Source organism: Bacillus sp. FSL R10-2201, assembly GCF_038008665.1.
Taxonomy (GTDB): domain Bacteria; phylum Bacillota; class Bacilli; order Bacillales; family Bacillaceae_G; genus Bacillus_A; species Bacillus_A mycoides.
This window is the reverse complement of the sequence record NZ_JBBOZP010000001.1, coordinates 3,008,208-3,032,389: the sequence shown is the minus strand read 5'-3', so window position 1 is coordinate 3,032,389 and position 24,182 is coordinate 3,008,208. Positions and strand designations below refer to the sequence as shown.

Genomic DNA, 24,182 nt, shown 5'->3' with positions numbered 1-24,182 from the left:
GGGATAATTATTCGAATTATCATAAAAATATCGTATTTTGATTGACCGTTTTTAAAAATAAGCTCTTTTCTTTTGTTTATTAACGTTAATGGTATTATTTCAATTAAACTTTATTTTAAAGCTACAATTGGGCATGGGGAGAAATCTCTGTGTCTTTTTTTGTGGGAAAAAGGAAATGGGGTGTAGTGATGGAAAGTATTAATTGGAAGGAGAATTCGATAGTTTAAAGAATACGCAGTATGAATGTAAAAGATTAAGTAGCAATGCTAAAGGAGAACATAATGTACACAATTGGACAAGTTGCTAAATTTTTAGATGTATCTAGAGATACTTTGAAATTTTATGAGGAAAAAGATTTGGTCAAGCCAAAGCAAAATATTGAGAATGGGTATAGAAAATATAATCATTTTGATATATATGATATAACAACGGTCAATTTCTATAGGGAAATGGATATCGAAATAAAAAAGATTCAAGAATTAAGAAAAAGTAAGAGTATAGAGGGAATAAAATCATTGTTGGAAGAGAAAGAAAAAGAAGTTTTAAAGGAGATAGAGTATAAAAAACTTCTTTTAAAAAAACTTCAAATTGTAAAAGAAGATTGCGAAAAAACAAAGCAATTCTTAGGGAAATACGTAGTAAAAGAAATGAAGCCTTTAGAAGTAAACGGAGAAATAGAGCATTATACTGCGTATGAGGAATATGAATCTTTGAAAAAGAACACTGACAGCTTAAAAAAAGCAGTTACTCTAACATCTTTACGTAGAGTTATAAGTTTTAATGAAGAAGGTATTATAGAAGATAAATTTATTATTGTAAGAAAAGTAGAGGACTTTGATAAAGAATTAGAAGGTGAAATTCTATCTCATCCAAAATGTATTTATACAGTTATTGAAGATGGAAGATGGTCAACTGGGGGGAAAAGTATTGATCGTAATGTGGAGTCAAGTTTAAGAAAAGTTGCAATAGAACAAGGATATGAACTTTTGGGGCTAGTGTATATAAATATATTACTTACCACGTATGAAGATGAACTTGAGCGTATATTTTTAGAGATTTATGCACCTGTAAAATAATGCAGACATGTATTGACCTGTGAGTAGCCCTCAGGTTTAAGCTGGAAGTATCCGTAAATATAAATACTATTATGTTTACGAAATACTTAGTTTGAAATGGGGATTGTGCATGAACAGGGAAAAGAAACTAAAAAAACCAGTAGCGAGTTTTATTGTACTAACCAATATCATTTTTCTGCCACTTTTTTTGCTTGTAGGAGCTATAAGTATGTTGGGATTCCCTGCATGGGTTTTTGATGTAATGTTTTGTATATCGTCTTGGTCCTCAACTTTTGCTTTTGCTGTGCTATTTAAAAAAATCTATCCAGGGCAGAGTTTTATACAATTTGTAAAAGACAAGTTCAAGAATAAACTTAAAGTTTCTGTAATTCTTATTGTGAGTATGATTCAAACTTTCATATTTTTAATGATTTTGTTTATCGTGTCTAAAAATAGTGAAGTAGACTCTATTTTTACTGTCTCTTCATGGGGAATGCTAATCTATTTCTTTGTTAAAAACTTTCTTGCGGGGCCATTGGGAGAAGAAATAGGATGGAGAGGTTTTGCACAAATTGAACTCCAAAAGAGGCATTCACCATTAAAAGCTTCGCTAATTATAGGATTTTGGTGGGGGACGTGGCATCTACCTATATGGTTTACTACAGGATTTGTAGGAATTGATTTATTTAAATATATTTTATTTTTTATGATTTCTATCATATCCATTAAAATTGTCATGACAGCATTTTATAACTTAAATCAAAATTTAATCATTCCAATCATTATCCACCAATTCTTTAATTTTTTTATCGGCATAATAAACGGGAATTTAATCGATTTAATTACGTATAACGCGATTTTTTATTTAGTAGTTGCAGTTTTTATGATTGTTATAAATCCAAAGAGAGTACTGTATGGAAGGAAAGGAGAAATAAAAGATGTTGAAATTACAAGGGAAATACAATGAAGCGAAGGTGTTTACTAATAACGTTGAAGAAACTGCAGCAGGTCAAATTATTGATCTGTGTAATCAAGAGTTCGTAAAGGATAGCAAGATTCGTATTATGCCAGATACACATGCGGGCGCAGGTTGTACTATTGGGACAACAATGACAATTCAAGATAAAATTGTTCCTAATCTAGTTGGGGTTAACTAATTCGGCTCCAACTTTAAAAAACTCGCTCAATTGCTGGAAACCCTAACGTAAAGGCGAGGGCAATCAGCAGCCAGTGGTTATGGCGACATAATCGAATGGTTCAGAGACTTGTATCATGTTGGCAGACTAAGATACAGAATTATTCCTCATCCATTTTGAGGTAAAGAGGAATAATTAATACGGTGAGCCTACAGTAGAGACTGCATATCTCGATGACTGTAGAGAAGGTATAGTCCACTCTTTCAGGAAACTGGGAGGTAAGTACGATATTGGTTGCGGCATGGAAGTAGTAGTAATCGACAAGAAAAAAGAAGAAATCAACTTCGATCACTTAGACGAAACGATACGTAAATTTGTCCCAAGTGGTTTTAGTATTCGAGATAAGGAACATCGATTTTCAAAAATGATTGATTTTGATAGTGTGAGGGCGCCATTTACATTACAACGTGCTCAAAAAAGTATTGGCACACTTGGTTCTGGAAATCATTTTGTCGAACTGAATGAGGACGATAAAGGAAATGTATACATTGTCATTCATAGTGGTTCTCGTAATTTAGGGAAACAAGTAGCAGAGTATTATCAAAATCTTGCTTACGAGCAACTTATCAATGTTAAATCTATTAAAGAGGAAATCATTGAACGTTTAACAAGAGAAGGCAGACAACAAGAAATACATGAAGCTTTACGTGAAATTAAGAAGCCGACGATTCGTAAAGAGTTAGCTTATTTAGAAGGCCAAGGGTTTAAAGATTACATGAATGATATGAAAATTGCTCAAAAGTATGCGGAGTTAAATCGTAAAGCAATGATTGATGAAATTATTACTAGAATGGATTGGAAAGTAAAAGATCAATTCACTACAATTCATAACTACATTGATATGGAAAAAATGATTTTACGAAAAGGTGCTATTTCAGCGCAGAAAGATGAACGAGTAATTATTCCAATTAATATGAGAGACGGTTCAATTATTGCATTTGGTAAAGGGAATCCAGATTGGAATTTTTCTGGACCGCATGGGGCAGGACGCATTATGAGCCGTAAGAAGGCTAAAGAAGTACTTAACTTAGAGGAGTTTCAAAATACAATGACAGCGGTTTGGACTACATCTGTTGGAGAAAGCACTTTAGATGAAGCTCCAATGGTTTATAAGCCGTTGGATGAAATTGTTGAAAATACAAAAGAAACAATTGATATTAACCATATTATTAAGCCGATTTACAATTTTAAAGCGAACTAAAAGGAGAGTAACGTGTATCTCGCCTTAAAATGAGGGAGTTAGGGAGGAGGAAGGGAATTATGAGAAATTATATAAGTGCTTATATAGGACTAGTAGCTGCTATAAGTATCTTTATCCTTTCAATTGTTTTTCTATATTTCAATCCATATAGCGATCAAGTGCTTGATAAGGAAGTATATATCACTGTATTTTTCATGTTCTTACTTCCTTCTTTTCTAGCAGTAATTGCGGCAGTGGCAAGGAAAAAGGCTTTTATGGTCGTTTGTTGCATGTGGATGTTGCCAGGAACTCTTTATTTAGGTGTAGCGACGATACCTAGTTTATGGAATGCATACGTTATATTTTTAATAATGTATTGTTTAGCTATTGTTTGGATGGAGAGGAGAAATGCTTAAAGAAAGTAGTTCTCTTTTTTTATTCATGTATTGAAACGGTAGTGAAGGGACGAAGGTGTAATGAAGCGAAAACTGTCGGAATTAGCGGATGTACTAGTCAATCATTCTACGAAAGTGCAGCCTGGTGATCAAGTGTTGATCCAAAGTGTTACAGAAATAGATCACGCAGTCGTTCGTGAAATTATTAAGTCAGTCGAAAAAGCAGGGGGATATGCGCATGTATCAATGCGCGATGTTTCTGTTACAAGGCAATTAATTCTATCAGGATCTGAAGAACAATTTAAGTTATTTGCAGATTGGGAGTGTTATCGATTAAGTAAGATGCAAGTATATATTAATCTCCGTAGTCCTAGAAATGCATATGAATTAGCAGATGTGCCAGCAGAAGAAATGAAATTATATCAAAAGATATTTGGAAAGGCACATAGTGAGGCAGTGTATAAAACGAGATGGGTGACAACAAGAATTCCGAATGCGGCTTCTGCGCAAGAAGCGAATATGAGCACTGAGGCTTATGAAAAATTTTATTATGATGTATGTACGTTAGATTACAATAAAATGTCGAAAGCAATGGAGCCATTAAAAGAATTAATGGAAAGGGCAAAACGAGTGAGGATTATTGGAGAAGGGACGGATTTGAATTTTTCAATTGAAGGAATAGGCGTTTTAAAGGGAGATGGTACGGATAATATCCCTGATGGCGAAATATATACAGCACCTGTTAAAGATTCTGTAAATGGAGTAATAACGTTTAACACAGTATCTGTTCAACAAGGTTATGCGTTTCAAAATATAAAATTACATGTCAGACAAGGGAAAATAATAGAGGCATATGCAAATGATACAGAGCGAATGCATCGAATTCTTGATACGGATGAGGGAGCAAGATATATTGGAGAATTTGCACTAGCTTTTAATCCGTATATAATATACCCGATGAATAATACGTTATTTGATGAAAAAATAAATGGTAGTTTTCATGTAGCAATTGGAGATTCGTTACAAGGTGCAGACAATGGTAATAAATCAGCAATACATTGGGATTTAGTAAACATTCAAAGGCCAGAGTATGGCGGGGGTGAAATTTGGTTTGATGATGTACTGATTAGAAAAGATGGACGTTTTATTTTACAAGAGTTGTTCGGATTAAATGAAGAGAATTTAAAAAGGTAAAGTGCTTTATTGAAATTGTGTAAAGTTGATTAAAACACAACATATCAAACTAAGCGATTGATCGCATAATTTTACACTCATTTAATATTAATAGGTAAATAGAAAAATTGACGCCAATTGTTAAATGGATAGTGTAAAAAAGACAAAATCTCTTAAAAAACACTTAATTTTTTACTTCATCAATCTTTACAATCCCTCTCTATAATATGAATTGGACAAGCACCTAAGAGAAAGCAGAACATGTCAGATTATACATTCTATTATTAGGGAGAGAATTTGTATGAAAAAGACAGTAGCTTCATTGGCTGTTATGGCAGCTTTATTACCGACACTTTCGATGCATGCGGAAGGGAAAGAGCAAGTTCGAAAATCAGCTACAACTTTTAACGTTATTAGTGACATTCAAGGGGATTTAGGGGATTTTGATCACGTATTAAAAGATATGAACAAAGTGACACCACTTTCTAGAGCGCTTATTATGAATGGGGATATAACGCCAACTGGACAGCAGTCACAATATGATGATGTGAAGCGTGTGTTAAACAAAAATAAGCATCCGGAAAATGTATGGTCGGCTATTGGGAACCATGAGTTTTACGCTGGGAAATGGACAGCTGATGGAAAGTTATCTCAAAGTACATGGCCAAACGGTGTAGCAGAAGATACGCTATTTAATCGATATTTGAAATTTAGCGGACAAGAAAAGGTGTACCATAAAAAAGAATTAGATGGTTATCCACTATTATTTTTAGGGACAGAAAAATATATGAGGTACCATGATTCAAAAATGTCAGATCAAGTGTACTTAAGTGAGGAACAATTAGGTTGGCTGAAACAAAATTTAGAAGACTACAGTCAAAAAGATAAAAATAAGCCGATTTTTATTTTTTCTCACCACGTTTTACCTGATTCTGTATCTGGTTCAAGACAATCACCGTATTTAAATGACTATTTAAACGTGGATAAATTGTACGATATATTAAAAGATTACCCGCAAGTTGTCTTTTTCACGAGCCATACGCACTGGGATTTAAATTTACCAGACTGGGCTGGTAAAAAGAAAATTGCAGGCGGAGATGAAAAAGGATTTACAGTTGTAAATACGGGCGGCATTGAAACAGGATGGAGATCAGCTGGTCCAAATGGCGGCGAGATTCATGCTCCGGATGGATCTTCTTTCAAACAAGGATTGCAAGTGAAAGCATACGGTAACGATGTTGTCGTAACGGCTTACGATTATAAACGGGATCGGGATAAGGGCATAAAGAACTTATTAATTAGTGACGCAAAAATTGCACAAATGGCACCAGATGTAACAGCAGATGATAATAAAAATGTAATCGTTGGTGCTACTGAATATATGGAGTACTCTGTAGAAGGAACGAATGAGTGGCATACGTATTATACAGCAAACCCGCCAAAATTTGATGGGGACAAGATTGTATATGTACGCCATAAAGGAGAAATGAATTTAGAAGCAGGATTAACGCAACTTCTTCGTTTTTCGGCAAATAAGTGATTGGAGAGAGCCCACATTTAAATGTGTGGGTTCTTTTTTGATTGATGAGAAACGGGCCTCTATTTGTATATTTTTGTCGTTGAATCGATATATTAAGAAAACCGTTCATATAATTTCATTTACCGTACTGGAGTTAAAAATCATTGATATAAATTGCATTTACCGAATTCTAATACATTTTTAATCCAGAAAGGTGACTTCATCATTTTTCCATGTAATAATAGTATGGTTACATTTACTGTGAAAGAGTATAAAAGGAGCGTTATTGATGAATTTAGCTAAATTCCCGAGAAAAAAATATACAGAATCATATACACCAATTGAAAAGTTAAACAATTTTTCTGAAGTACTTGGTGGGCCGACTATTTATTTTAAACGAGATGATTTACTTGGTTTAACAGCTGGCGGTAATAAGACGAGAAAGTTAGAGTTTCTAGTTGCGGATGCACAGGAAAAGGGTGCAGATACGTTAATTACAGCTGGTGGTATTCAGTCAAACCATTGCCGTCTAACACTTGCAGCTGCGGTAAAAGAAAAAATGAAATGTATTCTTGTGTTAGAGGAAGGGCTTGAGCCAGAAGAAAAGCCAGACTTTAACGGAAACTATTTCTTATATCATTTATTAGGTGCTGAAAACGTAATTGTTGTACCAAACGGAACAGACCTTATGGAAGAGATGCATAAAGTAGCGAAAGAAGTCAGTAAAAAAGGAAATACACCATATGTCATTCCAGTTGGTGGATCGAACCCTACTGGCGCAATGGGATATATTGCTTGTGCGCAAGAAATTATGGCTCAGTCATTTGAGCAAGGAATTGATTTCAGTTCAGTTGTTTGTGTAAGTGGTAGCGCTGGTATGCATGCTGGTTTAATTACTGGTTTTTCCGGAACACAAAGTAAAATTCCTGTAATCGGAATTAACGTAAGTAGAGGAAAAGCGGAGCAAGAAGAGAAAGTAGCAAAACTTGTAGATGAAACTTCAGCTCACGTTGGTATCCCAAACTCTATTTCACGCGAGGCAGTTACATGCTTTGATGAATATGTAGGACCAGGATACGCGTTACCGACGCCAGAAATGGTAGAAGCAGTTCAATTACTTGCGAAAACAGAAGGTATTTTACTTGATCCAGTTTATACAGGTAAAGCAGTAGCAGGATTAATTGATTTAATTAGAAAAGGCAAATTTAATAAAGAGGACAACATTTTATTCGTACATTCAGGTGGCTCACCAGCTTTATATGCGAATACGTCTCTGTTTGCGTAAGTGTAAAAAGCATTGGGTATCCAATGCTTTTTGTTTTGAATTAATGTTGAAATTTGATACAATTTCGTGAATATGCGATGATTTTTCAACATTCAACGGTAAACAACGATATATAAAGGAGATTGATGTATGACAGAGTTTTGGGAAGCAAGTTTTATAGAAAATCAAATGATGTGGGGATTTGAAGCTGCAGATTCCGCAATTTTGACGAAGGATTTTTTCCTTGAAAAGAAAGTGAAGGATATATTGATTCCTGGTATTGGATATGGAAGAAATGCAAAGGTTTTTATTGATAACGGAATACATGTAACAGGTATTGAAATTTCAAAAACAGCGATCGAATTGGCGAGGGAAAATGAAATTAATGCTAATTTATTCCATGGTTCAGTTACGGATATGCCTTTTGATAACAAACTGTATGATGGCATATTTTCTTATGCACTTATTCATTTGTTGAATAAGGATGAGAGAGAGAAGTTTATTAAAGATTGTTATAGTCAGTTAAAACCAAACGGATATATGATTTTTACTACTATTTCTAAAGATGCCCCAATGTTTGGGAAGGGGAAACAACTTGGTAAAGACTACTTCGAGATAATGGAAGGGGTAAAAATGTATTTTTATGATGTTGACTCGGTACAACAAGACTTTGGAAAATATGGACTGATAGAAACTACGGAAATTTTGGAGCCACATAAAAATATGGAAAGTAAACCTCCATTTAAATTTATAATGATCAAATGTCAAAAAACACTATAATTACAATTGTGTAAAAAATAGTGAAAGGTTACTTAATAAGCTTGATGTGTAAGCTACTCACTAATTATTCTTTAAAGGCGAAGTAAGGGAAGTCAAATGGCATCCCTTACTTCGCTTAATTTAGTTTAAAACATGTTTTAAACTTCCAACGAATTATTTGTTATATAATGGAATTGTTGAAGCGTGAGAGGGGTGATTATATGAGTACAACATTAAGAGGGGTCATATACACAATACTCAGTATTTCTATAATATTAATAATTTTTTTAGGTTACGGATTATATTTGTATTTTAAGTGAAATGGTAACCAAACCAAAGGAAAATAAAATAATTGCTGTGTTAAATAGAGTAAAACACAAACCGCTAATATAATTGCTATAACCGCAAAAGTTACTATGAAATATGCGAAAGGAACTACGTAATCTACTCCAACTCTTTCTAAAATAGGGAGAAAGAGATTAATATTTTGTTTGCTTCACTTTTTTTCGGCACTCTACAGCTAGATGGTATTACTGACACGTACAAGTTATCAACAATCTTTATGTTGAAAGAATCTTAGCGTACGAAATTCGCGTTTTGTTGGTGCGACCACATCTCTATTAAGCTAACAGATGCAATCACCTTCAACTATCCCTTATCAGATAGAAGGTAACAGATGTTTTTATAATTTGAAAGACGAGGAAACGAACTTGGAGGGAGTATTGGAAGCATACAATAAATACATTGAGGGGGCATGTTTGAGAAGATTAAATCAATGGAAAAGGAAATGATTCTTAAGTCTGGGCTATGGACCTATCCTCCCGTTCTAATTAACTAGAAGAAGAACTTCCCCATACCGATTAGACTACTAAGCATTCCTATTCCATTCATGGTGCCTTTTCCTACTGTAAGTAAGTTTCCAAGCATTCCTGCCTGACCGTTACCTCCATTATTCCCCCATCCCATGGGACTTACCTGTCCTCCCCACCCTGGAGGGTTTCCAAAAACACCCCAGTTATTGGTATTAAAATTAAAAGGCTTGGCTGGCGGCGATAGTAAAGCGGCAAGATGACCTTGTGCGAACATCCCTGTATGATTGAATGGTTGGGCCCAGGGGAAGGGATGTTTTTGAAAATTAAAACCTGCATGGCCTGGTAATGGAATCCAATTAGCAGGATGTCCTTGGGGCATCATCCCTGCATAATGGATTGGCTGACCCCAAGAGAAGGGAGGGGGTTGGGGATTGAAACCCGTATAATTGGTTGGTGAATCCCAACCAAATGGATAGACTCGACAACTCCAATTCTCAGGAATCTTCAGACCATTCATTTCCTCAGCTTTAGTTATTTGGGGCTGTGAATTTAATGATGACATTGAAATTTGGTTATTATATTGCCCACCGTTTCCCTTTGAATCCAAATACCAATATTGGTGCATAAGCTTATTCCCCTCACTTTAAAAATGTAATGTTAGACTTAGCCTATGTAATATTCCTTTTTATGGATGGTTACATAACTAGATTTACAAGCCCGTATTTAAAAGAATGGGTGTGTGGTCTTGTTGATTTATCCCGCTATTTGTGGGCAGTAAGACACCGCCACCTCAAAATTCAGCGAAAGCAAAGAAGTTTGAGGGGGGGGACTGCCTGTAAAAGTCCCACTGAGTAAAGTTTCACTTTATTTTAGAAGGGTATTTTCAGTTGCTCCTTTTGTTTATTTCAGCCTAATTTAATTTCGGTTAAAAAACGTGTTTAAATATTCATTCAAAATCTTATTTAAATGTTTATAAAGGTTTAATCAATAAAAAAGATTTTAAAATGTTATGTTGAGCAAATAGAATTGCTAAAAAGAGAATATCCATTCGAAGAGTTTGGCAAAATACTGCAAGGATAATGTATTCTTGTGCAGATATGCAAACGATTTAAACTAATCAATGGAATTTATAATGAAGGGGCAAATAAATATATGAGTGAAACATTACATAAAAGAAAACCACCATATTTAATGCTTGTAATACTTTTTATTGGGGCATTTGTTTCATTTCTAAACAACTCGCTTTTAAATGTAGCCTTGCCATCAATAATGAAGGATTTAGACATTAAAGATTATTCAACGATCCAGTGGCTTTCTACAGGGTATATGCTTGTAAGTGGTATATTAATTCCAGCATCAGCATTTTTAATAACCCGCTTCTCCAATAGGAGCTTATTTATTACATCTATGGTGATTTTTATTCTTGGTACGGCCTTAGCGGCTTTAGCACCGAACTTTGGTTTATTACTTACTGGCCGGATGGTTCAAGCAGCAGGTTCTTCAGTCATGGGGCCTTTGTTAATGAATATTATGTTAGTAAGCTTTCCAAGAGAAAAAAGGGGAACAGCAATGGGGATTTTTGGATTAGTTATGATTACAGCTCCAGCAATTGGACCGACACTATCAGGTTATATTGTAGAGTATTATGACTGGCGTTTGCTTTTTGAAATGATTTTACCGTTAGCAATCATTAGTTTACTGTTAGGGATTTGGAAATCTGAGAACGTCATGAGACAAAACAAAAATGCAAAACTTGATTATCTCTCATTACTATTATCTTCTGTCGGTTTTGGCGGTTTGTTATATGGATTCAGTGCTGCAAGCTCCGATGGTTGGACGAATAAAGTTGTCTTAACAACCTTAATCATAGGCGCTATTGCCCTAATTACTTTCATTATCCGTCAATTAAAAATGAATGAGCCGTTATTGGATTTACGTGTTTACAAGTACCCAATGTTTGCACTTGCGTCTGTAATTGCAATTGTCAACGCGGTGGCTATGTTTTCGGGTATGATTTTAACACCAGCTTATGTACAAAACGTCCGTGGCATATCGCCGCTGAACTCTGGGCTGATGATGCTTCCAGGTGCGGTAATAATGGGGGTTATGTCACCAATTACAGGTAAACTATTTGATAAATATGGCCCTCGGATTCTTGGCATAGTAGGACTTTCCATTACAGCTGTTTCAACTTATATGTTGGCAAACCTGCAAATTGACTCTAGTCACACACATATTATTCTTATTTACACACTGCGGATGTTTGGGATGGCAATGGTGATGATGCCACTTATGACAAATGGCCTTAATCAATTGCCAACTCGCTTAAATCCGCACGGTACGGCTGTTAATAATACAGCTCAACAAGTGTCCGGTTCGATTGGTACTGCTATTCTTGTTACGATTATGAATTCTGTAACAACAACAAAAGCTGAAAGTCTAATGTCGGATGTAGATCCAACAACCTTCACAGAAGCTACGAAGGTAGTATTAACTCAGAAGGCTTTATTATCGGGAATTCAATATTCATTCTATGTAGCGCTTGGCATGAATGTTGTTGCACTGCTATTAGTTTTTTTCGTTAAACGTGTAGATACAAGCGCGGAAGCTGTCGAGAGGTTAAATGGATAGAGAAAAATAAAACTCTAGATAATGATTCCTACAAGTTTTTTTGCTGATTAGTTAGACAAGGAAGCTTTTATCTGGTAGTTATCAAATCAAAGAAACTTCCAGTGAAATTTGCATTGGAAAATATTTAAAATAGGAGTGAGTGAAAAACGTAGGGGATTCCTCTACGTTTTTTTATGTGAACATTAATAAGGTGTTCAACACTAGCCAGGATAATGATCTTTTCACCTTATTACGGGTAGTGGCAGCTTCGCTGGTACTACCCGTAATATTGAATTTGAAAATAAAAAGTGAAACAAACTATCTCATAACTTGAATCGGAGCAAACACTCTAACCACGGGTTGCTTTTATTATATACCAAACCTTAACATATGCCCTTTAGATATTTGGAAATTATGTGAATTTTAAAAAAGAGAACAAATAACTGTTTTAAGTCCCTAAAAATTCCAATTGAACATTTTGAACAAAATATTTTAAATCAATATATATTTCATAATAAATTATAAAAAATGTAGATATAGGTAAATAGAGAAGAATGTCCTTTATTGGTAAATCAAAGAGGGAATTTTTATAATCCAAAAACGTTATCAAATCAAGTAACAGACATGATAAAAAAGACAAATCTAGATTTTCTACAGTATCGTGAAAATCCTGTAACGGCACATACATTCCGTCATGCATTTGCAATCATGGCAGTTGAACAAGGAAATGCGGATCTATATCATTTAATGCAAACGCTGGGCCACGAAAATATCCAAACAACAAAAATCTATTTAGAGAAGCATATGAAACGGGAGAATAATGTGGGTACTTCATGCGGATGAGCGGATATGTTGATGTGAATTTGAAACACTCCAAACCTTATTTAATTATGTATTTTTTATATAATTAAATAAGGTTTTATTCATGCGGGAATATAAATGGATAATTATTGGTAAAGAAATAAAATTATAATTTCACCTGTTATTGGGTAGATAAGTATAGAGACAGCTAGTGAATTAGGAGACATTTGGGTTAGAGGGATTCTCACATGTAAATAGTTCTGTAGGTGGAGAAATTACGAGATATTTATTTTGAATTAGAAAGGAATAATTATCAGATGAAAAGACTTGAAACTGTCTTCTGTATAGTGATAATAAAGACGTGTAATTCCAATATAGACAACAATAGCGTTATTACATATTGAATGTAGTAACGCTATTTAAAGTTTATTAAAACAGAATTTATCTTTCTAAAATTATCTATCAAAAATGATATTCAATAAAATTCGTAGTTTTATCCTTTACGGCATCTTGTAACTACAGCTTACTTAGCTCTAAAGAAACAACAAACATTTTTCTTATTCAATAACTCCAATTTCTAGAGCCTTCTGGACAGCTTCTTCCTTGTTACGCACCCCTAACTTTGTGTAAGCCGAGGAAGCATAGTTCCTGACTGTACCACTCGACAAATATAACCTTGAAGCTATTGTAGTGTATCGGAGTCCTTTTGCTACTAGCTGCAATATTTCTATCTCTCTGGTTGTTAGCTCATAAGCAGTAGCTTTTGATTTTGGTGTCTCGATTTGCTCATCAAACTTCTCAAATATTTTGTGAGACATTCCCTGATCAATTAGTGTCCCACCTCTGTGAATAAGTCGGATCGTATTAGCTAGCTCCAATGTTTCAATAGATTTAAGTAAAAAACCATCCGCACCGTTACGAAGCGAGTCCAGCGCCTGTTCCGTATCCTGAAACGTTGTAAAAATCAATACGCGGATATGTGGCCATTGTTGCTTTATCTTTTTGGTTGCTTCGACTCCATCCATGTGCTGCATATCTAAATCCATAAGTACAACGTGGGGTTGAAGGTGCCCACACAAATCGATGGCTTGATTGCCATCCTCAGCCAAACCGACTACATTTAAATCTTCATATCTATCGAGTAGTGTCCTCAAACTTTCCCGAACAAATGGCTGGTCGTCTACAATTAACAAACGAATAAGTCCATCTCTTATTTCAGTTTGTCGCGGTATGGTACATGTAACAAGCATTCCTTCCTCTGGCTTTGTATATACAGACAATTGACCTTGTAAATTCATTGCCCGCTCTTTCATAGCATTCATACCGAAGCCTTCCTGCCATTCTACATTTCCCTTTCCATTATCTTGAACTTCCAGCCTCGTATATTGTTGTTCAAACTGCAATGAAACTATAATTTCAGTCCCCTGACCATGACGTACTGCATTCGTAAGGGACTCTTGTAAGCAACGAATAAACGCTATCTTCGCTTGCCGAGACAGTTGGTATTCTTCTCCGAATGCTCGAAAGCTTACATTCACCCGAGCGTGCTCCTGAAATTCGGCTCCAAGATTTTGTAGAGATTGAATCAAGGAAGGCGATTGACACGGAGACTCCATTTGATGTAGATAACCTCTCACGTCCTCGATGCTTTTACGTCCCATTTCAAGCAGAGAATCTAGCCTCTGAATACCCATTTCGGTAGCAAGCTCGGTGCGCAACGTTTCCATCCCCATAATAATAGAAGTATAAGCGTGACCAACTGTATCATGAAGCTCGCTCGACAGCCTGTTTCGTTCCTCTGCCAGTGTAATGCGTTCGATTTGAGACATATATTGCTCAAGTACCGCGTTTTGTTTACGAATCGCTTCATTTTGTTTATGATTGACGATTAATAAATGAAAAGCAAACCCCATTACATAAGAGAGTCCGTAGTAGGTGACCATAATCCAATAGTTATTACTTGGCGCAACTGCATAAAAAATTCCAGTTGTTATAAAAACTGTTGTTGGAGCTGTCCAATAATAGGACGAATGCTTACTATTCGCAGCGATAAGAAATACCGATATAAGAAATGTGTTGTAAGCTTCCGGAAATAAAGAGGTTAAATATATAGACAGTCCACCATATAGCAGTATTTCTGTGAACAAGTAATATTTATAATTGAACAGTAAGGCTACCCATGGAATAGAGAAGGCAACAACCTCCCAAAGAATAATAATCCAAAGTGGCAATGTTAAACCATCCTGAAAATTTAATGTAGCTAGGATGATAGACACACTGGCAATTAGACGGACCCCTAACATAATCCAATCATACCAAAACCAATACTTAACCATATCTAACAAGTTATTTACCCCCTAAGTAGCCTACCTTTTTACTTCTTATATTATAAATTAATCCTTTATGCATTGTTATACTTTTTAATTTTACACTGCGATCCTCTCACAGACTGCAAACTTCTATCGATTTAGTTGCCGAATCATACTACGTGTATAACCACCAAATTTCTTTGTCAAACCATCTACTATTCTAATACTTATGGCGATAGACACTATACCCATAGACATGACAAAGAGTGACTTGGAAAAAGTATCTATCTGTATGAAAATAATATTCATATCGATGTATCGATACAGTAGTGGTGCCAACAGGAACATAAGTGGCATTATATAAAAAATGATTACACTAATGAGACTGAAAATGCCAATCACAAATTTCTGCATTAACCAAAAGACAGCAGACCAGGTGCGACGATCCGTAAGTCCTAATTTCACCTGAGCCCAGTTTGATGTATCCGTTGTTATACTTCTATCGTAAGAGTCAGTCGAAATATCGGTATAAATTTTCGTCTGTATACGCTCGAATTGGATAAAAGGTGTGGTAGTCTGTAGTACTCGTATAACTAATGGAATCCCAACTACCGTAAATGAAAGGGTGAAACTGAATAGCAAAGCTATTAGGTAAAAACAAAAATAAAACAATCCTGTAACGAAAGTTAGCAATAAAAAATAACCATTCTGGATGAATCTTGATTTCATAAAGTTCATCGCTCCTCTCTGTGTAATAACCGCATCATACTGCTTTTTTTGTCAAATTCACCAGTGTAAAAATGTCATATGACATTTTTAAATGATGCTAAAAAGGGGAGAGTAACCTACTTCTGGTTAAAAAAGATGCTTATATTAATCTCCATAAAACAATCCCGTTCTTGCAGATGCAAGAACGGGATTGTTTTGTACTTTTATTTAATATGAGATGGACTTGTTTTTCGAATGTGAAAAATAATATCAAATTGCTCACGCAATGAAGTATCAAAGTATAACGAACCGTTCGGGAGGAGTTGTCCCCCAATACTCAGTAATGGCCTTTTTTCTCTAACCCATTTATCTGCTTGCCCTTTAAGGTGACGGTTATCTAACAAAAACATTTGATATGGGACTTTTCCAAGGGTATAATTGAAACTATTTACATCTTGTGGAATAGTATCCGTTGCAATCTTACCTCCGGTGGAAGGATTATATTCGCTGTATAATGTGAATTTCCCCTCCGTAGTTGTACTACCAATTGTGACATAATTATTCTCTAAACGTTCCTTCAAAAACTGCCCCGCAGCATAAGGATATAATTTCTCATCGATAATTCCTTTAGCTATATGAATATTGTGTCCCCATACCATAGTTTTACCACCCAATGTCTCTTGTGCCCACATTGCTTGATCGGCCATGTATTGCTCATGTAGCTTTATCATACTTGGATAGTCATTAGGAAGCAGCATTGTGGTGAATTTCTCTATTGCATTCGCTGTTGCTTTTACCCAGATGTACTCGGATGAAACTATTTCTGTGTTTGCCTGCCCATTATCATCTTTAAGTAATTGGGCTACTTTCTCAGCGTTTGCCTTGAACTTTTTTTTCATTTCAGGAGCAAGCGTCATGTATTCCTGTACACTTCCAGTGAAAGATGACAGTTCTTTATAATTTTCTTCTACTTCTGCCAGCAAATCTGGTCGATGCAGCTTTACATAATCAATTACTTTATTAAAGACACTTTGGTCCAGCGTCTTTAAGTCTAGTCCAATAAATTGGATCTTTTTTTTATTGGAAGGATTAGCATTATAATCCTTCATCCATTCAATCATGGCAATAATTTCATCAGTAGGATATAACAATTTTAAAAATTCCCTAGGGTTTCCTTTTCCTGTTTGGATATATTCATTTAGTTTTAAGCCGTTTCCCCAATCTTCTTCCATTCCAAAATTCGTAAAACCCATCTCAGTAACCAAATATTTCACAAGGCGAAATTTCATGGTGAAAATTTCAGAGCTTCCATGAGTATTCTCTCCTAATCCTACATATTGTGCGCTCCCAATCATGTTCTTAAGTGGTTTTAAATCCTCAAATGGTTTTGACGGTTCTATCGTTCTTAATGGGTTAGCCTGTGATTGTATTGATTTAACTATATTTTTTTGGATTGATTGGCCTGAATTTTCGACTGCTACTGTTTGAGCCTTTCCTACTTCTCCACATCCTGTGACTAATAAAGCTGTACTAACCATTGCAATTATTCTTTTCTTATTCATTTTTTTCCACCTCAATTGAATTGTTTTTAAAAGCGAGATTGATTCATGTACTTGCACGAATCAATTGCCTTAATTCAATTGTTATCTATCCCATATCATATTTTCTAGTTACATATTGTCATAAGGTTAATTGACACAGGTCATAGACTAATCATTACACTTTTGTACTATCGGCTATGACAACTTATAAATAATAATTACATTGATGAGTCGCAAGTAAGACTAGATTATAAATTTGAGAGGGGTTTTAAAGATGGATTAATCTATATGCCAAAATATTTTCATTCTAAGTTGAATTTGTTGAAATGACAGGAAGTCGGTTCGATAAACAAATTAATAAAAGGGGAAGGGCGGATTACAATGATATTACATGCAGAATCATGCCGCAATAAAGATAAAGTCCAACGTGCAAAAAGAGGACTTCGACTCTTTTTAACTATCTTGTTCATTACTTCTATTATTCTAAATTTAGTAGTAATGATTACTAAAAGTATGCCGCTTATTGTGGTATATATGTTTACCCCAGCATTTTCTTCTATTTTGACTCGCATAATACTGAAAGAAGGGTTTAAAGATGTATCTTTTAGTCTCGGTAACTTAAAGATATGGAAGGGAATTGGTCTTGCTCTGCTAATACCTATGATTATTTGTGGAATTACTTATTCTATCGCCTGGTTGAGCGGAATTGCGAAGTTTCAGCATCCCGAAGGTGGTATGTTAGAACCAATCTACAATATACTTGGACTTCAGTATCTATCGGCACCATTCAGTTTCATTTATCTAGTAATATTGAGCGGCATTTTAGGAAGTTTGCTTAACTTAATCCCAGTTTTAGGAGAAGAAATGGGCTGGCGAGGTTATATGCTCACAAGGCTAGTCGATGCAGAGTTTTCAAGGCCCATCCTTATTAGTGGATTGATTTGGGCAACGTGGCATGTTCCAATTGTTATTGCTGGTCTATATGTAGAGGGACCATCTGTCTTTCTTTCAGTACTTGGCATCTATTTTTGTATTGTACCATTCAGTTATATTACAGCTTATTTACGACTTATCACAGGTAGCATTTGGCCTTCGGTTATCATCCATACTACTTGGAATGCCATTATTCAAGGACCTTTCGCACGTGCAAGTACAGGATATCAAACTGAGATTTGGATTGGAGAATCTGGATTGATAACCGCCCTTATTATCTTGATTACGGCAATAATTGTGTCTCGGATAATAAGATTTACTAAATATTGATTTTTTACATAAATTTTAAAAAAATGATTGTGAATCAGAAAAACGGACTCTCAGATTGCTTTTTAAGGGTTTTTAGTGGTCATGTGAATGTCATACGTATCGATAAGGATTAAATTCCACACGATTAAAAACAGGGTGTTTAAACGATATTTTGTTTTTATTCGTAATTTTAAATCTGAAATACTGAAGCCAATGTAATACAATTTCATTGGCTTCAGTATTTTGATTCTTAACTAAAAATAGAGTGGGAAATTAAGGGTGTCATATATATTAATTAAAAGTAGCATACAAAGAATGCTTAAGTGACATTTCTTTTGTTATAGAATAAACAAATCCTGATATTGCAGTAACTATTATTTTGAGGTCAATTTACAGTGAAATAAGTGTCTAATGTCTACTATTACTTTGGATTTATGTTACTGCACCTCTTAATTAGAGGTGTTGTTTTTGTTAATTAATAGCCATTGTACTTAGAAAATAAATAATATGTTTATGTGATGGAGTAATAAAGCTAGGTAGCATAAAGACTGATACTACAAAGATTAACAACATATAAAAAAATTATTTATATGTTGTGTCACCGCTGCTATTCCTAATAATTTTGGAATCTATTTATTTCTTCCGCTTTTGCGGAAACTAAAACTAATGTTGCGACCAGTAATATAGTGCCAATTAGATAAAAATAGTTGGACCTATATCGTCAGTATTTTTAATATTCCATTCGCTTTTTGTGTTTTCTATTTTTATTTTTGTACTGATGATAAGACCTTTCCCTCAATTAGATCTTTAAATAACGTAGACCTATTTGGTGCTTGAATTTCTTCCAACGTGAATTTTCCGAAGCATAGTGGTTCAGAAATAGCTTTATCATTTTCATCTGCTGTTAAATTTTCGACTTCTTTATTATCTTTGTCAAAAATTTGGAATACAGCAGTTTATCAGTTTTATATTCGAATTTGCAGCATCCACTTTTTTAATCTCAGTTTGTCCAAGTGATTGAATTTTTGGCTGTTAGTTCTTACGGTGATACAGTATCTCCTTGGACTTTCACTGTATTTTTAATCTTTTTTCCAGCTTGTCCCTCGCATGGAGTACCATTGTATGCCACTCTGTATGTGTCACATCCCAAAATTCTTCGTTTTCTTTTCCTACATTAAATTTACTTTTGTCTGTATCGAATGTATCTGTCACTGTTTAGCCTACTATTTGTAATGTACCTGGGGCATATTCTAGTTCGTCTGGCAATGTATCCGCAAAGGCTAGATTTTTCGCAGGATTAGCAAGAAGCTATTACTTACTAGAGTTGTATACTCCAATCATCCCTTGTTTCTGTATTTTGTAGGTTCTTCACTGTTTTCTCAAGTTCTATGATTAGATCTTGGAGAATTAAGAAACGACCCCCGCTCATTTCATTGTCGTTTAAAAACTTATAAGAAAAGAATCTATTTCTTTCACACTTTTCCTAACTTCTCCGATATGTAGATGCTAATTACAAATAAATAATATATGATTTTCATAAAAAAGATATAGTAATATTTTGTCGTGAATTGTACTATTTTGATATTTTATAGTAATATTTTGTCGTAAGTTATACCTGACGGAAAATAATTTATGAATTTATACCGTAAAGATGTAAAAATTTATCAGTTAATCTAATTAAGAGGAGAAGGTAATGAATAATTCTATCGATATACAACACTTGTGTGATCTCGCACATAAAGCCTTTAATGTACCTGTTCATATTTTATCTACAGACAAAAAAATTTTATATCAGTCTATTTCTGATGATATTTGTAGTCCTTTTTATTCTTCTAAAGAAGAACACCTTAGTGACATTTATCAAGAAAATGATCCCGATAATTTGCCACTTTTCAGATGTAACAGTTATCTTGAAAATTTCGTTCTAATTCATATAGCAAATCATGATTACATAAAAGGGACTATTATAATCGGTCCCACTATACATCCAAAGGGCTCAGATGATATAACCTTTAAACTTCGGAAAGAATTTAACTTAAATAATAATATTCAAGAAAGACTAGCCTATTATCAGTGCCTACCTGAGATTAAAAAAACTACTTTAATTGATATGGGAGTTTTATTACATTACATGATTTTCAATGAAAAGTTAGATGTAGATATTGTTTTAGAAAAAAATAAAGTGCTAGAGGAAGTTCCCTATAAAATTGTGAAACCTGATCTATATATTTTAAAACGCCAACAAAATAAACCTAAAACTCACAACATGGCATTAGTACATAATTATTTTTCAGCAATCAAAGAAGGAGATAAAAAGAAGTTATTGCAATATATGTATGCAGTTTCGCAGGAAGATACTGAATTAATTTTAACAGCGGATCCACTCAGAAACCAAAAAAACCATGGGATTATTGCGATTACTTTAGCTACTCGATATGCGATAGAAGGTAATCTCCCACCAGACATTGCTTTTGCTCTTAGTATTTTGTATATCCAAACCATGGAACAACTAGATAACGTGGACTCTGTAAGGCGATTGTCGGGAGATGCTTTACGTACTTTTGCAGATCGGGTGAAAGAATTCAATGCGCAAAAATTTTCAAATGCGGTTACTACATGTATGAACCATATTAGTAAAAATGTTTACGATGGAATATCTCTCAATGAACTCGCTAATCATTTGGATATTACGCCTACTTATTTATCTAAATTATTTAAAAAAGAAGTGGGAATTCCTTTAAGTGAATTTATTCAAAGGGAACGAGTGGAAGAAGCAAAAAAATTATTAACACTCACTACATATCCATTATCAGATATTTGTGCTTGGCTTAATTTTAACGACCAAAGTTATTTTACAAGGGTTTTCAAAAAATCAACTAACATGACCCCTAGACAGTATCGTGAAAAATATACCGTAATATAAGCTTAGTATCAGTTTCTTGTGCAAAAACTTTAATATATGCCCAAGTAACTCTAAAACTTGAGCATACTGTTTCTTTTACTCTAGAAAGGGTATGTGATTGATCTAGAAAAGGAATATGTATTCAAATAGATCTTGAAGAGTCCATGAAACATATAGCCAAGCTAAAGGACAATGGAAAGATTTATACCATGTTGTTAATTTTAAAGAGTACACTAACCATCATTTTTCTAAGGAAACAAAAAACAGAAGGCTGCAAAGGTTCTTTTCGAGAAAGCTTTGCGGCTTTTTTTAATTTTAAAACCTATAGTAATAACGATGGATAAGTTTATAGATTAATATCTTCATGTTAAGTATTTATTAATGGTGATATTAGGGGCTATTACATAAAATTTAACAAAATAACATATATCACTTGATATATCTATATTATATGCAATTATACATAACCAAATAAAGGAAAGAAAGTATAAAAAAACCTATTAAATTATTCTATAAGTATTTTTAAAAAAATAAAACTGCACGGTTAAGCTCAAATAGTTATTAATTAACCGTATACACTTTAATTTGTAATCATTACAATTACAGAGATAAAACTCCTAATTGATTATATTGGTATAATATTTTCAACTCGATTTTTTACTTGATAGTTAAATTATCGGGCGCAATCGACAAAATTTTGCTATTTACGCATCGAAAATTTAATGTTTTAATGAACAACATAACTGGTATGACCAGACAGAAAGGAGAAGATTACGCTAATAGGAGTATAGTGAAGTTGCAAGTAACATCATGTTAAGTTTAATTTTCTTAATAATCAGTTAATTTATCAGGAGGTCTAGAGTCTCAAAAGGATCAAGTTTGTAATAAAAGTGTTTTAAGTTACTGCATAACAAAAGTGAATTTATTCCGCAATAAAAGTATAAGCAATGTACAGTATAATTTCATCTTTTGTAGTCTTGTAAGGCTATTGCTGACAAAACTAAAAACCATATTATGAAATTGATATTAAAAAAAGGTCATGACAGGATTAACTCTAGAAGCAATAGTTTATCTATCTTCACGGCTCTGTAAGTTAGCAGCTCTAGGGGAGAAATAATATTTTACTACTCATTGGGCAGCTAATTCAAATATAGCTGATGAATTTTTATCGTTTCCTATTTGAAAAATAGAGTATCTAAATGAGAGGGAAGTAAAATCTTTAGATCCTATTAGAAGTAAATAATAACGATAACACCCTATCCGAAAGACTTCCCCTTCCTCATGCGTGTGCAAGGAGAGAGCCTAGCGCTAGGGCGTACAAGTTATATGAATCGAGTTATAAAAAACAATGGTAAAGGAGTGTACGGAATGAAAAATAAAATAATGACAGGATTTTTAATAACATCCATTGTAACTGGAGCAACTATTCCTATCAATACTCTCGCAACACCAATCGTTCAAGCAGAAACTCAACAGGAAAGCATGGATATTTCTTCATCATTACGAAAATTAGGTGCGCAATCTAAATTAATCCAAACGTATATTGATCAATCTTTAATGAGTCCTAATGTACAGCTAGAGGAAGTCCCAGCTTTAAATACCAATCAATTCCTAATCAAACAAGATATGAAGGAATGGTCATCAGAACTCTATCCACAGTTAATTCTATTAAATTCAAAAAGTAAAGGATTTGTAACGAAATTTAATAGCTATTACCCGACATTAAAATCGTATGTAGACAATAAAGAAGATAGTGAAGGGTTTTTGGATAGACTTGAAGTTCTTCAAGAAATGGCTATGACGAATCAAGAAAATGCGCAACGACAAATTAATGAATTAACAGAACTTAAATTACAGCTTGATAAAAAATTGAAAGATTTCGATACTGATGTGGCAACAGCACAAGGCATACTAAGTACAGATGGAACAGGGAAAATAGATCAGTTAAAAAATGAATTATTAAATACCAAGAAAGCAATTCAAAATGATTTACAACAAATTGCATTAATACCAGGAGCTTTAAATGAGCAGGGATTTGCTATATTCAAAGAAGTTTATAGTCTTTCAAAAGAAATTATTGAACCGGCTGCTCAAGCAGGGATGGCAGCGTATAACAAAGGAAAAGAAATTAACAACTCTATTCTAGAAGCAGAGAAAAAAGCAGCGCAAGAAGCGAAAGAGCAAGGTAAAACTGCTCTAGAAATTGAATCAGCCAAAAAAGCAGCTCGTGAAGCAATTGAGCGAAGCAAACAAGGTGAAATAGCTGCAGCTGCAGCCACAAAAACGCAAGAATATGATCTGATGAAAGCCATTGATACTGAAAAGATTAAGAAAACACTTGGTGTCTTCGCTGAAGTAAATAAACTAACAGCAGAACAGCGAGCATATTTAGATGATTTAGAGAAACAAAATCAAAAAATATATGATTTAACAACGAAACTATCAATAGCAGATTTACAAAAATCAATGCTTCTTCTTTCACAAAATGATTTGCATACGTTTGCAAACCAAGTAGATGTAGAACTTGACCTACTAAAGCGCTATAAAGAAGATTTGGATCTAATAAAAAATAACATTACAAAATTATCTACTAATGTTGATGCAACTAACGAGCAGTCTCAAAAAGATACATTAAGACAATTAAAAAATGTAATAAGTTACCTTGAAGAACAGGTATATAAATTTTGATATTACGTTTTTGAAAAAACTATAAAGA

Annotated in this window: 19 protein-coding genes and 1 pseudogene; 14 read left to right on the top strand and 6 right to left on the bottom strand. The window is 34.1% G+C overall.

Features of this window, described 5'->3' with window-relative positions; translation table 11 throughout:
* Nucleotides 1–281: 281 nt before the first annotated feature.
* The 9 genes from NSQ69_RS15650 to NSQ69_RS15610 all read left to right on the top strand — a co-directional run bounded on the left by NSQ69_RS15650 (nucleotide 282) and on the right by NSQ69_RS15610 (nucleotide 8,562).
* A complete protein-coding gene (locus NSQ69_RS15650) occupies nucleotides 282–1,076 on the top strand; it encodes a MerR family transcriptional regulator (RefSeq protein ID WP_002033099.1) in 795 nt (264 codons plus the stop codon).
* 109 nt (nucleotides 1,077–1,185) lie between these two features.
* A complete protein-coding gene (locus NSQ69_RS15645; protein WP_088291145.1) occupies nucleotides 1,186–2,022 on the top strand; it encodes a CPBP family intramembrane glutamic endopeptidase in 837 nt (278 codons plus the stop codon).
* Entirely contained in the window at nucleotides 1,994–2,212 is a 219-nt protein-coding gene (locus NSQ69_RS15640) for an RtcB family protein (RefSeq protein ID WP_088265378.1), read from the top strand. The genes NSQ69_RS15645 and NSQ69_RS15640 overlap by 29 nt, the downstream gene beginning before the upstream one ends.
* A gap of 280 nt (nucleotides 2,213–2,492) precedes the next feature.
* Nucleotides 2,493–3,452: an RtcB family protein gene (locus NSQ69_RS15635; protein WP_088265380.1), complete on the top strand. Its 960-nt coding sequence runs from the start codon at nucleotides 2,493–2,495 to the stop codon at nucleotides 3,450–3,452.
* Between the two features lie 59 nt (nucleotides 3,453–3,511).
* A complete protein-coding gene (locus NSQ69_RS15630) occupies nucleotides 3,512–3,847 on the top strand; it encodes a hypothetical protein (RefSeq protein WP_088265382.1) in 336 nt (111 codons plus the stop codon).
* Between the two features lie 60 nt (nucleotides 3,848–3,907).
* A complete protein-coding gene (locus NSQ69_RS15625) occupies nucleotides 3,908–5,020 on the top strand; it encodes an aminopeptidase (RefSeq protein ID WP_341099464.1) in 1,113 nt (370 codons plus the stop codon).
* A gap of 280 nt (nucleotides 5,021–5,300) precedes the next feature.
* The gene (locus NSQ69_RS15620; protein WP_088265386.1) at nucleotides 5,301–6,539 is read left to right on the top strand and encodes a DUF4073 domain-containing protein; all 1,239 of its coding nucleotides are present in this window, start codon (nucleotides 5,301–5,303) and stop codon (nucleotides 6,537–6,539) included.
* Nucleotides 6,540–6,807: 268 nt separating this feature from the next.
* The gene (locus NSQ69_RS15615; RefSeq protein ID WP_003190388.1) at nucleotides 6,808–7,803 is read left to right on the top strand and encodes a D-cysteine desulfhydrase; all 996 of its coding nucleotides are present in this window, start codon (nucleotides 6,808–6,810) and stop codon (nucleotides 7,801–7,803) included.
* 129 nt (nucleotides 7,804–7,932) lie between these two features.
* Nucleotides 7,933–8,562 (top strand): class I SAM-dependent methyltransferase, encoded by a 630-nt coding sequence (locus NSQ69_RS15610; RefSeq protein WP_002128080.1) that lies wholly within the window; start codon nucleotides 7,933–7,935, stop codon nucleotides 8,560–8,562.
* An 813-nt stretch (nucleotides 8,563–9,375) separates the two neighbouring features.
* Here the strand turns inward: NSQ69_RS15610 and NSQ69_RS15605 are convergent.
* Entirely contained in the window at nucleotides 9,376–9,978 is a 603-nt protein-coding gene (locus NSQ69_RS15605; RefSeq protein WP_088265388.1) for a hypothetical protein, read from the bottom strand.
* A 527-nt stretch (nucleotides 9,979–10,505) separates the two neighbouring features.
* Here NSQ69_RS15605 and NSQ69_RS15600 point away from each other — a divergent pair.
* Both NSQ69_RS15600 and NSQ69_RS15595 read left to right on the top strand, forming a co-directional pair.
* Nucleotides 10,506–11,984 (top strand): DHA2 family efflux MFS transporter permease subunit, encoded by a 1,479-nt coding sequence (locus NSQ69_RS15600; RefSeq protein WP_341099463.1) that lies wholly within the window; start codon nucleotides 10,506–10,508, stop codon nucleotides 11,982–11,984.
* A gap of 537 nt (nucleotides 11,985–12,521) precedes the next feature.
* Nucleotides 12,522–12,806 (top strand): annotated as a pseudogene (locus NSQ69_RS15595) (tyrosine-type recombinase/integrase); the annotation flags it as partial.
* A 515-nt stretch (nucleotides 12,807–13,321) separates the two neighbouring features.
* On the opposite strand, the gene NSQ69_RS15590 reads toward NSQ69_RS15595, so the two are convergent.
* The 3 genes from NSQ69_RS15590 to NSQ69_RS15580 form a co-directional block, all read right to left on the bottom strand.
* Entirely contained in the window at nucleotides 13,322–15,109 is a 1,788-nt protein-coding gene (locus NSQ69_RS15590) for a hybrid sensor histidine kinase/response regulator transcription factor (RefSeq protein WP_341099462.1), read from the bottom strand.
* A gap of 114 nt (nucleotides 15,110–15,223) precedes the next feature.
* Nucleotides 15,224–15,802 carry a sensor domain-containing protein gene (locus NSQ69_RS15585; protein WP_002168043.1) on the bottom strand — a complete coding sequence of 193 codons (579 nt, stop codon included), beginning with the start codon at nucleotides 15,800–15,802 and terminating at the stop codon, nucleotides 15,224–15,226.
* Between the two features lie 203 nt (nucleotides 15,803–16,005).
* The gene (locus NSQ69_RS15580) at nucleotides 16,006–17,343 is read right to left on the bottom strand and encodes an erythromycin esterase family protein (RefSeq protein ID WP_002185455.1); all 1,338 of its coding nucleotides are present in this window, start codon (nucleotides 17,341–17,343) and stop codon (nucleotides 16,006–16,008) included.
* Nucleotides 17,344–17,703: 360 nt separating this feature from the next.
* On the opposite strand from NSQ69_RS15580, the gene NSQ69_RS15575 reads away from it, so the two are divergent.
* Nucleotides 17,704–18,585 carry a CPBP family intramembrane glutamic endopeptidase gene (locus tag NSQ69_RS15575; RefSeq protein WP_002128073.1) on the top strand — a complete coding sequence of 294 codons (882 nt, stop codon included), beginning with the start codon at nucleotides 17,704–17,706 and terminating at the stop codon, nucleotides 18,583–18,585.
* A gap of 743 nt (nucleotides 18,586–19,328) precedes the next feature.
* On the opposite strand, the gene NSQ69_RS27770 is transcribed toward NSQ69_RS15575, so the two are convergent.
* On the bottom strand, nucleotides 19,329–19,505 hold the full coding sequence (locus tag NSQ69_RS27770; protein WP_157835323.1) for a SpaA isopeptide-forming pilin-related protein: 177 nt from the start codon (nucleotides 19,503–19,505) through the stop codon (nucleotides 19,329–19,331).
* A gap of 127 nt (nucleotides 19,506–19,632) precedes the next feature.
* Nucleotides 19,633–19,776, bottom strand: coding sequence for a hypothetical protein (locus NSQ69_RS15570; protein WP_000132592.1), 144 nt, complete (start codon nucleotides 19,774–19,776; stop codon nucleotides 19,633–19,635).
* A 481-nt stretch (nucleotides 19,777–20,257) separates the two neighbouring features.
* On the opposite strand from NSQ69_RS15570, the gene NSQ69_RS15565 reads away from it, so the two are divergent.
* Together NSQ69_RS15565 and hblC are read left to right on the top strand one after the other, a co-directional pair.
* Complete coding sequence (locus NSQ69_RS15565; RefSeq protein ID WP_002128072.1) at nucleotides 20,258–21,487, top strand: helix-turn-helix domain-containing protein; 1,230 nt, start codon at nucleotides 20,258–20,260, stop codon at nucleotides 21,485–21,487.
* 1,347 nt (nucleotides 21,488–22,834) lie between these two features.
* Entirely contained in the window at nucleotides 22,835–24,154 is a 1,320-nt protein-coding gene (gene hblC / locus NSQ69_RS15560; RefSeq protein ID WP_002128071.1) for a hemolysin BL lytic component L2, read from the top strand.
* Nucleotides 24,155–24,182 lie beyond the last annotated feature (28 nt).

Bases quoted from the DNA above. Each gene is read 5' to 3' on its own strand.
- NSQ69_RS15650 (WP_002033099.1), top strand. From the start codon at position 282: ATGTACACAATTGGACAAGTTGCTAAATTTTTAGATGTATCTAGAGAT.
- NSQ69_RS15645 (WP_088291145.1), top strand. From the start codon at position 1,186: ATGAACAGGGAAAAGAAACTAAAAAAACCAGTAGCGAGTTTTATTGTA.
- NSQ69_RS15640 (WP_088265378.1), top strand. From the start codon at position 1,994: ATGTTGAAATTACAAGGGAAATACAATGAAGCGAAGGTGTTTACTAAT.
- NSQ69_RS15635 (WP_088265380.1), top strand. From the start codon at position 2,493: ATGGAAGTAGTAGTAATCGACAAGAAAAAAGAAGAAATCAACTTCGAT.
- NSQ69_RS15630 (WP_088265382.1), top strand. From the start codon at position 3,512: ATGAGAAATTATATAAGTGCTTATATAGGACTAGTAGCTGCTATAAGT.
- NSQ69_RS15625 (WP_341099464.1), top strand. From the start codon at position 3,908: ATGAAGCGAAAACTGTCGGAATTAGCGGATGTACTAGTCAATCATTCT.
- NSQ69_RS15620 (WP_088265386.1), top strand. From the start codon at position 5,301: ATGAAAAAGACAGTAGCTTCATTGGCTGTTATGGCAGCTTTATTACCG.
- NSQ69_RS15615 (WP_003190388.1), top strand. From the start codon at position 6,808: ATGAATTTAGCTAAATTCCCGAGAAAAAAATATACAGAATCATATACA.
- NSQ69_RS15610 (WP_002128080.1), top strand. From the start codon at position 7,933: ATGACAGAGTTTTGGGAAGCAAGTTTTATAGAAAATCAAATGATGTGG.
- NSQ69_RS15605 (WP_088265388.1), bottom strand. From the start codon at position 9,978: ATGCACCAATATTGGTATTTGGATTCAAAGGGAAACGGTGGGCAATAT.
- NSQ69_RS15600 (WP_341099463.1), top strand. From the start codon at position 10,506: ATGAGTGAAACATTACATAAAAGAAAACCACCATATTTAATGCTTGTA.
- NSQ69_RS15585 (WP_002168043.1), bottom strand. From the start codon at position 15,802: ATGAAATCAAGATTCATCCAGAATGGTTATTTTTTATTGCTAACTTTC.
- NSQ69_RS15580 (WP_002185455.1), bottom strand. From the start codon at position 17,343: ATGAATAAGAAAAGAATAATTGCAATGGTTAGTACAGCTTTATTAGTC.
- NSQ69_RS15575 (WP_002128073.1), top strand. From the start codon at position 17,704: ATGATATTACATGCAGAATCATGCCGCAATAAAGATAAAGTCCAACGT.
- NSQ69_RS15565 (WP_002128072.1), top strand. From the start codon at position 20,258: ATGAATAATTCTATCGATATACAACACTTGTGTGATCTCGCACATAAA.
- hblC (WP_002128071.1), top strand. From the start codon at position 22,835: ATGAAAAATAAAATAATGACAGGATTTTTAATAACATCCATTGTAACT.